13 protein-coding genes are annotated in these 12,470 nt (G+C 67.2%); 4 read left to right on the forward strand and 9 right to left on the reverse strand.

The genetic code is table 11. The annotated features are described in order from the left end of the window. Positions 1–8 precede the first annotated feature (8 nt). Complete coding sequence (locus GR316_RS09605; protein ID WP_211785181.1) at positions 9–485, forward strand: L,D-transpeptidase family protein; 477 nt, start codon at positions 9–11, stop codon at positions 483–485. Here the strand turns inward: GR316_RS09605 and GR316_RS09610 are convergent. After that, complete coding sequence (locus GR316_RS09610) at positions 482–1,129, reverse strand: YggS family pyridoxal phosphate-dependent enzyme (RefSeq protein ID WP_211783709.1); 648 nt, start codon at positions 1,127–1,129, stop codon at positions 482–484. The genes GR316_RS09605 and GR316_RS09610 overlap by 4 nt on opposite strands. An 80-nt stretch (positions 1,130–1,209) precedes the next feature. After that, on the reverse strand, positions 1,210–2,217 hold the full coding sequence (locus GR316_RS09615) for a porin (protein WP_211783710.1): 1,008 nt from the start codon (positions 2,215–2,217) through the stop codon (positions 1,210–1,212). A 223-nt stretch (positions 2,218–2,440) separates the two neighbouring features. Between GR316_RS09615 and GR316_RS09620 the strand changes: the two genes are divergently transcribed. Next, positions 2,441–2,941: a DUF3576 domain-containing protein gene (locus tag GR316_RS09620; protein ID WP_211783711.1), complete on the forward strand. Its 501-nt coding sequence runs from the start codon at positions 2,441–2,443 to the stop codon at positions 2,939–2,941. Here GR316_RS09620 and GR316_RS09625 read toward each other — a convergent pair. The 3 genes from GR316_RS09625 to GR316_RS09635 all read right to left on the reverse strand — a co-directional run bounded on the left by GR316_RS09625 (position 2,938) and on the right by GR316_RS09635 (position 6,198). Then, positions 2,938–4,176, reverse strand: coding sequence for a bifunctional folylpolyglutamate synthase/dihydrofolate synthase (locus GR316_RS09625; RefSeq protein WP_211785182.1), 1,239 nt, complete (start codon positions 4,174–4,176; stop codon positions 2,938–2,940). The two genes, GR316_RS09620 and GR316_RS09625, sit on opposite strands and share 4 nt — an antisense overlap. A gap of 26 nt (positions 4,177–4,202) precedes the next feature. Next, positions 4,203–5,126 carry an acetyl-CoA carboxylase, carboxyltransferase subunit beta gene (gene accD, locus GR316_RS09630; protein WP_211783712.1) on the reverse strand — a complete coding sequence of 308 codons (924 nt, stop codon included), beginning with the start codon at positions 5,124–5,126 and terminating at the stop codon, positions 4,203–4,205. A 70-nt stretch (positions 5,127–5,196) separates the two neighbouring features. Beyond that, positions 5,197–6,198 carry a calcium-binding protein gene (locus tag GR316_RS09635; RefSeq protein WP_211783713.1) on the reverse strand — a complete coding sequence of 334 codons (1,002 nt, stop codon included), beginning with the start codon at positions 6,196–6,198 and terminating at the stop codon, positions 5,197–5,199. A 203-nt stretch (positions 6,199–6,401) separates the two neighbouring features. Here GR316_RS09635 and rpsO point away from each other — a divergent pair, with 203 nt between their 5' ends. Beyond that, positions 6,402–6,671 (forward strand): 30S ribosomal protein S15, encoded by a 270-nt coding sequence (rpsO, locus tag GR316_RS09640; protein WP_211783714.1) that lies wholly within the window; start codon positions 6,402–6,404, stop codon positions 6,669–6,671. 147 nt (positions 6,672–6,818) lie between these two features. Next, the gene (gene pnp / locus GR316_RS09645) at positions 6,819–8,957 is read left to right on the forward strand and encodes a polyribonucleotide nucleotidyltransferase (RefSeq protein ID WP_211783715.1); all 2,139 of its coding nucleotides are present in this window, start codon (positions 6,819–6,821) and stop codon (positions 8,955–8,957) included. Between the two features lie 40 nt (positions 8,958–8,997). Here pnp and GR316_RS09650 read toward each other — a convergent pair whose 3' ends face one another. The 4 genes from GR316_RS09650 to dapA are packed head-to-tail and all read right to left on the reverse strand — an operon-like array spanning position 8,998 to position 12,419. After that, a complete protein-coding gene (locus GR316_RS09650) occupies positions 8,998–10,158 on the reverse strand; it encodes an amino acid aminotransferase (protein WP_211783716.1) in 1,161 nt (386 codons plus the stop codon). Then, positions 10,151–10,990: a 3-mercaptopyruvate sulfurtransferase gene (gene sseA, locus GR316_RS09655; protein ID WP_211783717.1), complete on the reverse strand. Its 840-nt coding sequence runs from the start codon at positions 10,988–10,990 to the stop codon at positions 10,151–10,153. Before sseA ends, GR316_RS09650 begins: the two co-directional genes overlap by 8 nt. A 48-nt stretch (positions 10,991–11,038) precedes the next feature. Next, on the reverse strand, positions 11,039–11,506 hold the full coding sequence (smpB, locus tag GR316_RS09660; RefSeq protein WP_211783718.1) for an SsrA-binding protein SmpB: 468 nt from the start codon (positions 11,504–11,506) through the stop codon (positions 11,039–11,041). 37 nt (positions 11,507–11,543) lie between these two features. Then, positions 11,544–12,419, reverse strand: coding sequence for a 4-hydroxy-tetrahydrodipicolinate synthase (dapA, locus tag GR316_RS09665; protein ID WP_211783719.1), 876 nt, complete (start codon positions 12,417–12,419; stop codon positions 11,544–11,546). Positions 12,420–12,470: the final 51 nt, after the last annotated feature.

Raw genomic sequence — 12,470 nt, forward strand, 5'->3', positions numbered from 1 at the left:
GTGCGGTGATGCGGGTGACGAAAGCGGGCGTCCTCTTTGCGGGGCGGCGGCTTGCCTGCAGCATCGGGCGCGGCGGCGTGACGGGCGCAAAGCGCGAGGGCGACATGGCAACGCCGCGCGGCGATCACCGGATCATCGGGATGCTCTATCGCGCGGACCGGCTTGCGGGCCTTCCGGCTTGGGCGCGGCCCATCGGGCCGGGGGATCTGTGGTCGGACGATCCGGCGGACCCGGCCTATAACCGCCTCGTGCGCCGTCCGCACCCGTTCCGGCACGAATCGCTGCGGCGGGCCGATCCGATGTACGATCTGATTCTGGTGACGGATTGGAACACGCCCGCGCGACCGGGGCATGGATCGGCGATCTTCGTGCACACATGGCGGCGGCGGGGCGCACCGACGGCGGGCTGCGTCGCGCTGGCGCGCAAGGATATTCTGTGGCTTGCCCGGCGCATCCGGCCGGGCTGCGTCTTGCGCGTACGCTAGGCGCGCGCGCCGAAGATCGCGCTGCCGACGCGCACATGGGTCGCGCCTTGAGCGATAGCATCTTCGAAATCGCCGCTCATCCCCATCGAGAGGCCCCCAAGGCCGTTGCGCTCCGCGATGCGGGCCAGATGGGCGAAATGCGGCACCGGGTCGGCCCCCTCGGGCGGGATGCACATCGCGCCCACCACCGGCAGATCCAGCGCGCGGGCGGCGGCGATGAAGGTGTCCGCCTCATTGGGCAGGATGCCGGCCTTTTGCGGCTCGGCCCCGGTGTTCACTTGCACGAAGAGATCGGGGCAGTGCCCGGCCTCCTGCGCCAGCCGGGCCAGGCGGTTGGCAAGGCTCGGTCGGTCGAGGGTGTGGATCGCATCGAACAGATGAAGCGCCGCCTTGGCCTTGTTGGTCTGAAGCGGGCCGATCAGATGCACGGTGACGGGGCCGAAGCGGTCGCGTAAGGCGGGCCATTTCCCCTGCGCTTCCTGCACGTAATTTTCGCCGAACAGGCGGTGGCCACTGTCTAGAACCGCCTCCACCCGGGCGTCCGGTTGCAGCTTCGACACGGCGACGAGCTGAACCGACCCTGCGGGCCGGCCATGAGCCGCCTCGGCGGCGCGGATGCGGTGAAGGATGTCCGTATATGCCATGGAATCAGGCGTAGCGGGACGGCGCATAAAAGAAAAGAGCGGGCTTTCGCCCGCTCTTTCCGCCGAATGATCCGTGTGGATCAGAAGGCCAGCTTGATGCCGATGTCGGCCAGCGTTTCGCCGTCGCCGTCTTCGTCCGTGTAACGGTCGGTGTTCACGACGCCGCCGTTGATGGTCGCGCCACCGCCGAGGTCGTAGATCGCGCCGATGCCGAACGTGTCCAGCTTGTCGTCGCCGTTGACTTCGTTGTCGAGGTCGTCACGACGGGCGAAGCCGCGGACGGTCGTCGCGCCGAAGGTGTAGGAGACGCCCAGACCGATCGTGTGGTCCAGTTCCGGGTCCACGTCGGAGCCGTAGCCGTCCAGTTCGTCGAGCACGCCGTCGAAGCTGGCGTAGTAGGCTTTGACCGCGAAGCCAGCCACGTCGGTTTCACCCGACAGGATGACTTGGCTGCCGCCGTAGTTGCCGTCGTTCTCGTCGTACTCGCCGTTGTCGAGGTAGCCGAGGCCGACTTTGTAGTTGTCGCCTTGGTAGGCAACGGCAACAGCGTAAGCGGTCGTACGCTCATCGCTGTCTTCGTCGCTGCCATAACCGAGGTTGCCGTCGGTCATGCTGAGGTGGAACTCAAAGCCGGACATCGTGTAGGAGTACAGAGCGCCCGGGCCTTGTTCGATCGCGGTCGAACCGTCGCCGTTGATGTACGGGATGTCCGAGTAGTCGTTCAGGCCGGAGAAGCCGACGCCGTCGAGGTCACCGATCGCTTCTTCGGCAGCCGAGGCCACGTCGCCCATTTCCAGCTGACCGAAGGCGCCGGAGATCCAGACGGTGCTCTCACGGTCTTCAACGTCGCTGGCGAAGCCGCCCGTCTGCGAGTCGTTGGCTTCGTGCGCACGGAAGGCTGCGCCGAATTCCAGACCGGTGTCCGTTTGACCCGACAGGTTGAAGCGAACGCGAGCGCGCTCGGAGAACTGCACGTCTTCGCCATCGAAGACGACGCCCATACGTGCGTCACCCGTCAGGGAGACTTCGGCAGCGGCGTATCCCGTCGTCGCGGCGAGGATCGACGTCGCAAGAAGAATCTTTTTCATTGTTTCCCTCGTTGTACCTAGAAAGGCCGGCCCAACCCTTTTGCGGATCAGGACTGCATATGTTTTCCGCCCGGTTGCCCAGTAAAGCAACGATAACGGTTGCGTGTTCCAACTTGTAGGATGATGTGATGCAATGGTGCAACAGTGCCCCCACGGGGGAAAACGCTTGTTCCAGTGGCCCCCCTCCGATAGGAAAACCCAAGGATTGCAGTATGAGGATCGCATGACCTTGAACCGCTTCGCGCGCGCCGCCTCCCTTGGCGGAATTGTCCTGCTGGTCGCGGCCTGCGGCAGCAAGGAAGCTGCGGATCGCCAGCGCGAGCAGCTTGCCGCGGCTGAGCCCTATCACAGCGACACGATCGGCGGGCAGCGCGGCGACGGCAGTATCTGGCAGTTGTTCGGCAAGAACAACGACACGAACACCCGTATTGCAGTGAACCGCTATATCTGGACGGCGGCGCTGGATGTGCTCAGCTTCTTGCCGGTGCAGTCGGTCGATCCCTTCTCGGGGGTGTTCACGACGGGCTACGGCACGCCGCCCGGCGGCGGGCGCGCCTATCGGGCCACGGTCTATGTGCAGGATGCGGCGCTGGATGCGCGGTCGCTGCATGTCGCGCTTCAGACCAGCGGCGGCAGCGCCGTCTCCGCCGAGACGACGCGCGCGATCGAGGATGCGATCCTGACCCGCGCGCGCCAGCTGCGGACCGAGGACGGCCGCCGCTAGGCGTTCTCGCGCAGGATCGCCCCGGCAAGGTAGAGCGATCCGCAGATCAGAACCCGCGCCTGCGGCTCGCGCCGCAGGATCGCCCGCAGCGCCTCCGTCACCGATTCGGCCGTCTGCGCCGCGATGCCCACATCGAGGGCCGCGTCGCGAGTGGCTTCGGCAGGCAGGGTGTTCGGCTCGTTCGGGATGGTGATGGCGGTCAGCGATTCGGTTACCGCCGAGAGCGGGCGCATATAGCCGCGCACATCCTTGGTGTTCAGCATGCCGCAGATCAGATGCGTCGGGCGCGGGGGCATCGCGGCCAGCGTCGCCGCCACGGCCTGTCCGCCCGCCGGATTGTGCCCGCCATCGAGCCAAAGCTCCGCCCCCGCCGCCAGATCGGCCAGAGGTCCGCTGCGCAGCCGCTGCATCCGGGCGGGCCAGAAGGCGCGGGTGACCGCAGCCTCGCAGGCGGTCTCGTCATGGCCAAGAAGCCGCAGGGCGGCGAGGGCGGCCCCGGCATTCTGGATCTGATGCGGGCCGGGCAGATTCGGCAGCGGCAGATCCAGAAGCCCATCCTCGTCCTGAAACACGAGGCGGCCGTGTTCCGCCTGCACATGCCAGTGCTGCCCATGGACACGCAGCGGAACGCCCAGCCGTGCGGCCCGCGCCTCGATCACCTCCAACCCCTCGGGGGCTTGGGGACCGACGATGCAGGGCACGCCGCGCTTCAGGATGCCGGCCTTTTCGCCCGCGATCTCGGCCAGCGTGTCGCCCAGATATTGCTGATGGTCGATCGAGACCGGGGTGATCACCGTCAACCGCGGGCTGTCCACGACGTTGGTCGCATCCAGCCGCCCGCCGAGGCCCACCTCCAGCAGCGTCGCATCCGCAGGGGTGCGCGCAAAGGCCAAGAGGGCGGCGGCGGTGGTGATCTCGAAGAAGGTGATCGCCTCGGGGCCGTTGGCGGCGGCGCATTCGTCCAGCAGGGCCGTCAGATCCGCCTCGGAGATCAGATCGCCGGCAAGGCGGATCCGTTCGTGGAAGCGCGCCAGATGCGGCGAGGTATAGGCGTGGACCCGCAGGCCCGCCGCCTCCAGTCCCGCCCGGATCATCGCCTGGGTGGAGCCTTTGCCGTTCGTGCCCGCCAGATGGATCACCGGCGGCAGGCGCCGTTCCGGATGGCCCAGCGTTTCCAGAAGCCGGTGCATCCGGTCCAGCGTCAGGTCGATGACCTTGGGGTGCAGCGCCATCATGCGCTGCAGGATGGCGTCCGAACCGCTCACGCGTCTGGCGCGGGCGGGGTGACGGGGGCCGGTTCCGGCGTGGGGGCGGGCAGGTCGGCGCGCACGGCCGGGGGCTGACCCGTCAGCATGCGCAGGATCGTCACCAACTCCTCGCGCAGCGCCTTGCGGTGCGTCACGCGGTCCAGCATGCCGTGATCCAGCAGGTATTCGGCGCGCTGGAAGCCTTCGGGCAGCTTTTCGCGGATCGTCTGTTCGATCACGCGGGGGCCGGCGAAGCAGATCAGGGCGTTCGGCTCCGAGATGTGCACATCGCCCAGCATCGCATAGGAAGCCGTGACCCCGCCCGTCGTCGGGTGCGTCAGCACGACGATATAGGGCAGGCCCGCATCCTTCAGCATCTGCACGGCAACGGTGGTGCGCGGCATCTGCATCAGCGACAGGATGCCTTCCTGCATCCGCGCCCCGCCCGCAGCCGAGAACAGCACCAGCGGACGTTTCAGCGCCACGGCGCGTTCGGCGGCGGCCACGATGGCGTTGCCGACATACATGCCCATGGAGCCGGCCATGAAGGCGAAGTCCTGCCCGGCGGCGACCACGGGCGTGCGGGCGATCTCACCCTCCACGACCAGCATGGCCTCTTTCTCGCCGGTGGATTTCTGCGCCGCCTTCAGGCGGTCGGGATATTTCTTCTGGTCCCGGAACTGCAGCGGGTCCGCCACGGGTTCGGGCACCGCGACCTCGGTGAAGATGCCGCCGTCGAACAGCGCCTGAAAACGCTTGCGGGGGCTGATCGCCATGTGATGGTCGCAATTGGTGCAGACGTTCAGATTGTCGGCCAGCTCCCGGTGGAACAGCATGGTCCCGCATTCGGGGCACTTGGTCCACAGGTTCTCCGGCACCTCCCGGCGCGAGAAGAGCGAGTTGATCTTCGGGCGGACGTAATTCGAGATCCAGTTCATGAGGGTCGGAGTGCCTTTCCGGTCGCGTCTGACCGAACCGAGATAGCCCCACCCGCCACGGATTGCAATTCTAGTGGTGCAGGGACACGAGACGGATCGACGCCGCGTCGAAACCGCTGACGCCGCGCAGCACCGCCAGATCGGTGCCGTCGACCACGATGCGCTGGCCGGTCTCGTGGTCCAGCACCTCCACCACGGGGGCGTGTCCGGGTTCGTGGGTAATCTCGATCACGTCGGTCTTGGGGTCGAAATCCATCAGCGTCGCCGGATGGCCGGACACGCCTTCGCCCAGAATGAAGGTGTCCGCGCCGTCGCCGCCCGTGGCGACATCCTTCGCGCCGACATGCAGGACATCCTCGCCGCGCCCGCCATTGAGGTAGTCCACGGCCCGATCCTCGCCGCCGAACAGCGTGTCGTTCCCCGCGCCGCCATCCAGCGTGTCGGCGCCGCGCCCCCCGAACAGCCGGTCATCGCCGTCGTCGCCCGACAGCCAGTCCTTGCCGCCCTGACCGTGCAGACGATCCTGCCCGGCGCCGCCGATCAGCGAATCGTCCCCCACGCCGCCACGCAACGTGTCATCGCCCATCTGGCCGTACATCTGGTCGTTGCCCGTGCCGCCGAACAGCCGGTCATCGCCGCCACCGGCATAGAGCGCGTCATCGCCATCCCCGCCGAAGAGCGTATCGCGCCCATCGCCGGAATAGAGGTAATCCTGCCCGCCATCGCCCATCACGCGGTTGTCGCCGTCCCGCGCGACAAGGATATCGGTGCCGTCGCCGCCCGACAGGGTGTCGTCGCCGTCGCCCGTCGCAAGGCGGTCGTCGCCATCGGTGCCGACCACGTTCTCCGCCGGGTCGGGCGGTTCGGGGATGTCGCTGGAACGGGGCATGCCGTCGAAGCGGACCTCGTCCAGCAGATCGCCCTGCGAATCCTGCGTCTCCCCCTCGGTGCCCTCGGGGGCGGCCTCCGCGTCATCGTCGGCGTCGTGGCCGGGATCGGCCTTCAGGCCCATGAACATGTCCGCGGCGGCACCCGCCATGACCGCACCGACGAGGCCGATGATTCCGAACATACCCACCCTCTACGCTTGTTCGCCTTTCGGTCTAGCGCGCGGACCGGGGGCGGTCTGCCGGGATCTTTCCATGTGGTTAACGCAACAACGCTTCCCTTTCGGGCCGATTTCCCCTATATGCGCGTATCCCCGCATGTCGGGGCGGGCCCTGCTGGACGACATCCTGGCTTGCGCCGTCACCACCCAATTGAAGGAGACATCCGATGTCGATCACCGTCGAAGAAAAGAACCGCCTCATCAAAGAATACGCGACGAAGGAAGGCGACACCGGTTCGCCCGAAGTTCAGGTCGCCGTTCTGTCGTCGCGGATCGCCACGCTGACCGAGCACTTCAAGACCCATAAGAAAGACAACCACTCCCGTCGTGGTCTTCTCATGATGGTCGCGCAACGCCGCAAGCTGCTCGATTACCTCAAAGCCAAGGATGAAGGCCGTTACACGTCCCTGATCGGACGTCTGGGCCTGCGCCGCTAACGCTTTTCCGACGCGCCCTCCGGGGCGCGTCGCCGTTTTCGCATCGCGCGGCAGGGTCCGGCCGCTCGGCAGAAGATCAGGACCCCGGACGAACGCCGTCCGGATGCCAAGCCGGGGGAGGGACCCCCGGCCAGAACAGGAAAACACATGTTCAACGTTACGAAAAAGTCGATCGAGTGGGGCGGCGAGACGCTGACGCTCGAGACCGGCAAGGTGGCCCGTCAGGCCGACGGCACCGTGATCGCCACGCTGGGCGAAACCTCGGTCATGGCCAACGTGACCTTCGCCAAGGAGCAGAAGCCCGGACAGGACTTCTTCCCGCTGACGGTCCACTACCAAGAGAAATACTACGCCGCCGGCAAGATCCCGGGTGGCTTCTTCAAACGCGAGGCCCGGCCGAGCGAGAAGGAGACGCTGACCTCCCGGCTGATCGACCGTCCTTGCCGTCCGCTCTTCGTGCCGGGCTTCAAGAACGAAGTGCTGGTGATGTGCACCGTGCTGTCGCACGACCTCGAGAACGAGCCCGACATCGTTGCGATGATCGCGGCCTCGGCGGCGCTCACGCTGTCGGGCGTGCCCTTCATGGGCCCGATCGGTGCGGCGCGCGTCGGCTTCGTCGATGGCGAATACGTGCTGAACCCGGCGGTCGATGACATGCAGGGCCTGCGCAACAACCCCGAGCAGCGGCTCGACCTCGTCGTCGCGGGCACCAAAGACGCCGTGATGATGGTGGAATCGGAAGCCTACGAGCTGTCCGAAGCCGAGATGCTGGGCGCCGTGAAGTTCGGCCATGATGCGATGCAGCCGGTGATCGACCTGATCATCGACCTCGCCGAAGCGGCCGCGAAGGAACCCTTCGACTTCACCCCGCCCGACTACTCCGCGCTCTATGCCAAGGTGAAGAAGGCCGGCGAATCGCAGATGCGCGCCGCCTATGCCATCAAGGACAAGGGCGAGCGTCACGACGCCGTCGAAGCCGCGAAGGCCGCCGTCAAGGCCAGCCTGAGCGACGAGGAACTGGCCGATGCCAACCTCGGTTCCGCGCTGAAGAAGCTGGAATCCGAAGTGCTGCGCGGCGACATCATCTCGGGCGGTGCCCGGATCGATGGCCGCGACACCAAGACGGTCCGCCCGATCGTGTCGGAAACCGGCATCCTGCCGCGCACGCATGGTTCGGCGCTGTTCACCCGCGGCGAGACGCAGGCGCTGGTCGTGACCACGCTCGGCACCGGCGAGGATGAGCAGATCATCGACGCGCTGCACGGCAACTCGCGCTCCAACTTCCTGCTGCACTACAACTTCCCGCCCTATTCGGTCGGCGAAGTGGGCCGCGTCGGTTCCCCCGGGCGCCGCGAGATCGGTCACGGCAAACTGGCATGGCGCGCCCTTCAGGCCGTTCTGCCGAGCGCGACCGACTTCCCCTACACGATCCGCGTCGTGTCGGAGATCACGGAATCCAACGGTTCCTCCTCGATGGCGTCCGTCTGCGGCGGTTCGCTGGCGATGATGGATGCGGGCGTTCCGCTGAAGGCCCCGGTGGCCGGCGTCGCCATGGGCCTCATCCTCGAGGGTGACAAATGGGCCGTGCTGACCGACATCCTCGGCGACGAGGATCACCTCGGCGACATGGACTTCAAGGTCGCAGGCACCGAGAACGGCATCACCTCGCTCCAGATGGACATCAAGGTGGCCGGCATCACGCCCGCGATCATGGAGCAGGCGCTGGCACAGGCCAAGGACGGCCGGATGCACATCCTGGACGAGATGGCGAAGGCCCTGACCTCGGCCAACGCATTCTCGGCCTATGCCCCCAAGATCGAAACGCTGACGATCCCCACCGACAAGATCCGCGAAGTGATCGGTTCGGGCGGCAAGGTCATCCGCGAGATCGTGGAAACCTCGGGTGCCAAGGTCGACATCAACGACGACGGCATGATCAAGATCGCGTCCAACGACGCCGATGCGATCAAGCGCGCCTATGACATGATCTGGTCCATCGTGGCCGAGCCGGAAGAAGGCAAGATCTACACCGGCCGCGTCGTGAAGTTGGTCGATTTCGGCGCCTTCGTGAACTTCTTCGGCAAGCGTGACGGCCTCGTGCACGTCTCGCAGATCTCGGGCAAGCGTCTGCAGCACCCGAACGAAGTGCTGAAGGAAGGTCAGGAAGTGAAGGTCAAGCTTCTGGGCTTCGACGATCGCGGCAAGGTGCGCCTTGGCATGAAGATGGTCGATCAGACCACCGGCGAAGAAATCGCGCCCGACGCGAAATCCGACGCCGAAGCGTGATGACAGAAAGGCCCCGCATTGCGGGGCCTTTTTCATTGGGTCAGCCGGTCGCCGCGACCGCCTCTGCCAGACGGGGCACATCCTCGGCCCGCAGGCCCGCGATGTTGATGCGGCTGTCGCCCAGCATGTAGACGCCGTGATCGCGCCGCAGCGCCTCCACCTGCGCCGGGGGCAGGCCGAGGCGCGAGAACATGCCCCGATGCCGCGCCACGAAGGCGAAACGGTCCGTCCCGCAGGCCGCGGTCAGCGCGCCCGCCAGCGCCTCGCGCGTGCGGATCATGCCAAGGCGGATCGCCTCCAGTTCGGCCCGCCATTCGGCATTCAGCCCCGGATCGTCGAGGATGGTCGCCACCACCCGCGCCCCATGATCGGGCGGGAAGGAGATCGTCATCCGGTTCAGCGCGGCCAGATTGTCCTGCACCAGCGCGCGCACGCCCCCCAGCACCAGAAGCGCGCCCGCCCGCTCGCGGTAGATGCCGAAGGATTTGGAGCAGGAGGCCGCGATCATCGCCTGCGGCAGCTGCGCGGCAAGGCGCCGGGTGGCGGCGGCATCCGCCTCCACCCCGTCGCCGAATCCCTGATAGGCCAGATCGATCAGCGGGATCGCCCCCGCGCGCTCCAGAAGGGCGGCGATGATGCCCCATTCCTCCTCGGTGGGATTGGCGCCGGTGGGGTTGTGGCAGCAGCCGTGCAGCAGCACGATGTCGCCCGGTGCGACGCGGCCCAGATCCTCCATCAGGCCGGGCAGGTCGATCCCGCCGGTGGCTGGATCGAGATAGCGGTACTCCGCCCGCCGCAGCCCGGCATGGTCGATCAGCGCCGGATGGTTCGGCCATGTCGGCGCCGAGAGCCAGACGGTCGCCTCGGGCGTCGTTCCCCGCACGAGGTCCAGCGCCTGACGCAGCGCCCCGGTGCCGCCGACGGTGGCGATCGCCGCCCCGTCCGTCCGCCCAAGGATCATGCGGCGCATCGCATCGAGGAAGGCGGCATCCCCGGCCATGGAGGTGTAGGTCTTGGTCTCCTCTTCCTCCCAGATGCGGCGCTCGGCGCGGCGGACGGCGGCCATGACGGGCGTGCGCCCCGCGGCATCCTTGTAGACGCCGACGCCAAGGTCGATCCGGCCGGGCCGCGGATCGTCGCGGAAGGCTTGCATCAGGTGCAGGATCGCATCCGCAGGTTGCGGTTTCAGCCGCTCAAGCATGTCCCGTCTCCACCGGAAGATCGTGCCGCGCGCCCCATTCGGCCCAAGAGCCGTCGTAGAGCGCGTGATCGGGATGCCCCAGACGTTCCAGCGCAAGGCTAAGGATCGCCGCCGTGACGCCCGACCCGCACGAGGTGACGATGGGGCGCTCCAGATCGACACCCGCCGCGACGAAGGCATCGCGCAGCGCCGCAATCGGTTTCAGGGTGCCGTCCGCGTTCAGCAGCCGGTCGAAGGGCAGGTTGCGTGCGCCGGGAATATGGCCCGCCCGGAGGCCGGGGCGGGGTTCGGCCACCTCCCCGGCAAAGCGCGGCGCGGCGCGGGCATCCACCACCTGCGCGGAACCGGCGGCCACCTCTTCGGCGGTGCGCACGCGCTGGGGCTGCGGGATCGGGGTGATCCGGCGCGGCTGCGGGGCGGGGGCCTCATCCGTGACGGGCCGGCCCTCGGCCTGCCATTTGGGCAGGCCGCCATCCAGCACCGCCACCGCGTCATGGCCCATCAGGCGGAACATCCACCACACCCGCGCGGCCGAAAAGAGGCCTGTGGTGTCGTAGATGACCACCTGCGTCGCCCCGCCGATGCCGAGTGCGCCTACGGCGGATGCGAACGTCTCGGCATCCGGGGCCATATGCGGCAGGGGGCTGTCGGCGCGGATCGTCTCGATGTCGAAGAAACCGGCGCCGGGAATATGTGCCTGCGCATGATCGGCCCGCGCATCGCGGCCCGCCGCCGGCATATGCCACGAGCCGTCGAGCACGACGACATCATCGAGATGGTCGGCCAGCCATGCGGTGGAGACAAGGGTTCGGGGATCGTTCAGGGCGTTCATGGGGGCACCTCCGCCCCCCGGATACGCCGCGCCCGTCCGCGCTTCAAGTCAGCCCTGCTTCAGCAGCCGGGCCTTCTGGCGGTTCCAGTCGCGCTTGGCCGACGTCTCGCGCTTGTCGCTGATCTTCTTGCCCTTGGCGATGCCGATGCGGATCTTCACCATGCCGCGGTCGTTGAAATACATCCGCAGCGGCACCAGCGTCATGCCCTCGCGCTTGGTCGCGCTCCACATGCGGGCCAGTTCGCGCCGGTTCACCAGAAGCTTGCGCTTGCGCCGTTCCTCATGGCCCCAGGTCTTGGCCTGAAGATAGGGCGCGATATAGCCGTTGATCAGCCACAGTTCCCCATCCTCGACGCTGGCATAGCTGTCGGCGATGTTGGAGCCGCCCTGCCGCAAGCTCTTCACCTCGGAGCCGAGCAGCATGATGCCTGCCTCGATGTCGTCCTCGATCGCGTAGTCGAACCGCGCGCGGCGGTTTTCGGCGATCAGCTTGCTGTTGGGATCGGATTTCTTCATCGGGGAAAGATAGGGGGCGTGGCCGCCCCCGTCCAGATCAGGCCAGCAGCCCGGCGTGGCGCAGGGCCGCGTCGATCCGCGCCTTCACCCCATCGCTGACCGGCAGCAGCGGCAGGCGGACCTCCGGTTCGCACCGGCCAAGGCGCGACAACGCGTATTTCGCCCCCGCCAGACCCGGTTCGAGGAAGATCGCCTCGTGCAGCGGCATCAGGCGGTCCTGATAGGACAGCGCGGTGGCGTAATCGCCCGCCAGCGTCGCGGCTTGGAATTCGGCGCACAGGCGCGGGGCGACGTTCGCCGTGACGCTGATGCAGCCGACACCGCCATGCGCGTTGAAGCCGAGCGCGGTCGCATCCTCGCCCGAAAGCTGCACGAAATCCGGCCCGCAGGTGATGCGCTGCTGGCTGACGCGTTCCAGCTTTCCGGTCGCGTCCTTCACGCCGACGATGCGCGGCAGGCGGGCCAGTTCGCCCATGGTCTCGGGGCTCATATCCACGACCGAGCGGCCGGGGATGTTGTAGATGATGATCGGCAGATCGCAGCTGTCGTGCAGCGCGCGGTAATGCGCGATCATGCCCGCCTGCGTCGGCTTGTTGTAATAGGGGGTGACGATCAGCGCCGCATCGGCCCCCGCCTCTTGGGCGTGACGGATGAGGCCGATCCCCTCGGCGGTGGAATTGGAGCCTGCGCCCGCGATGACCGGCACGCGGCCGGCGGCATATTCGATCACCGCCGCGACGACGATCTTGTGCTCTTCATGGGTCAGGGTGGGGCTTTCGCCCGTCGTGCCCACCGGCACCAGCGCCGAGGAGCCTTCCTCGATCTGCCAATCCACCAGCTTCTTCAGCGTGTCCAGATCCAGGGCGCCGTCCTTGAACGGCGTCACGAGGGCGGGAATGGACCCCTTGATCATGACACGCTTCTCCTTCATCGGCGGATTCGTCCGCATTCAAACGAGCCTGTC

The sequence above is a fragment of the Falsirhodobacter algicola genome, from assembly GCF_018279165.1.
In the GTDB taxonomy this organism is placed as follows: domain Bacteria; phylum Pseudomonadota; class Alphaproteobacteria; order Rhodobacterales; family Rhodobacteraceae; genus Falsirhodobacter; species Falsirhodobacter algicola.

Coding starts and splice junctions, on each gene's coding strand:
- GR316_RS09605 (WP_211785181.1), top strand. CDS start 9: ATGCGGGTGACGAAAGCGGGCGTCCTCTTTGCGGGGCGGCGGCTTGCC.
- GR316_RS09610 (WP_211783709.1), bottom strand. CDS start 1,129: ATGGCATATACGGACATCCTTCACCGCATCCGCGCCGCCGAGGCGGCT.
- GR316_RS09615 (WP_211783710.1), bottom strand. CDS start 2,217: ATGAAAAAGATTCTTCTTGCGACGTCGATCCTCGCCGCGACGACGGGA.
- GR316_RS09620 (WP_211783711.1), top strand. CDS start 2,441: ATGACCTTGAACCGCTTCGCGCGCGCCGCCTCCCTTGGCGGAATTGTC.
- GR316_RS09625 (WP_211785182.1), bottom strand. CDS start 4,176: ATGATGGCGCTGCACCCCAAGGTCATCGACCTGACGCTGGACCGGATG.
- accD (WP_211783712.1), bottom strand. CDS start 5,126: ATGAACTGGATCTCGAATTACGTCCGCCCGAAGATCAACTCGCTCTTC.
- GR316_RS09635 (WP_211783713.1), bottom strand. CDS start 6,198: ATGTTCGGAATCATCGGCCTCGTCGGTGCGGTCATGGCGGGTGCCGCC.
- rpsO (WP_211783714.1), top strand. CDS start 6,402: ATGTCGATCACCGTCGAAGAAAAGAACCGCCTCATCAAAGAATACGCG.
- pnp (WP_211783715.1), top strand. CDS start 6,819: ATGTTCAACGTTACGAAAAAGTCGATCGAGTGGGGCGGCGAGACGCTG.
- GR316_RS09650 (WP_211783716.1), bottom strand. CDS start 10,158: ATGCTTGAGCGGCTGAAACCGCAACCTGCGGATGCGATCCTGCACCTG.
- sseA (WP_211783717.1), bottom strand. CDS start 10,990: ATGAACGCCCTGAACGATCCCCGAACCCTTGTCTCCACCGCATGGCTG.
- smpB (WP_211783718.1), bottom strand. CDS start 11,506: ATGAAGAAATCCGATCCCAACAGCAAGCTGATCGCCGAAAACCGCCGC.
- dapA (WP_211783719.1), bottom strand. CDS start 12,419: ATGATCAAGGGGTCCATTCCCGCCCTCGTGACGCCGTTCAAGGACGGC.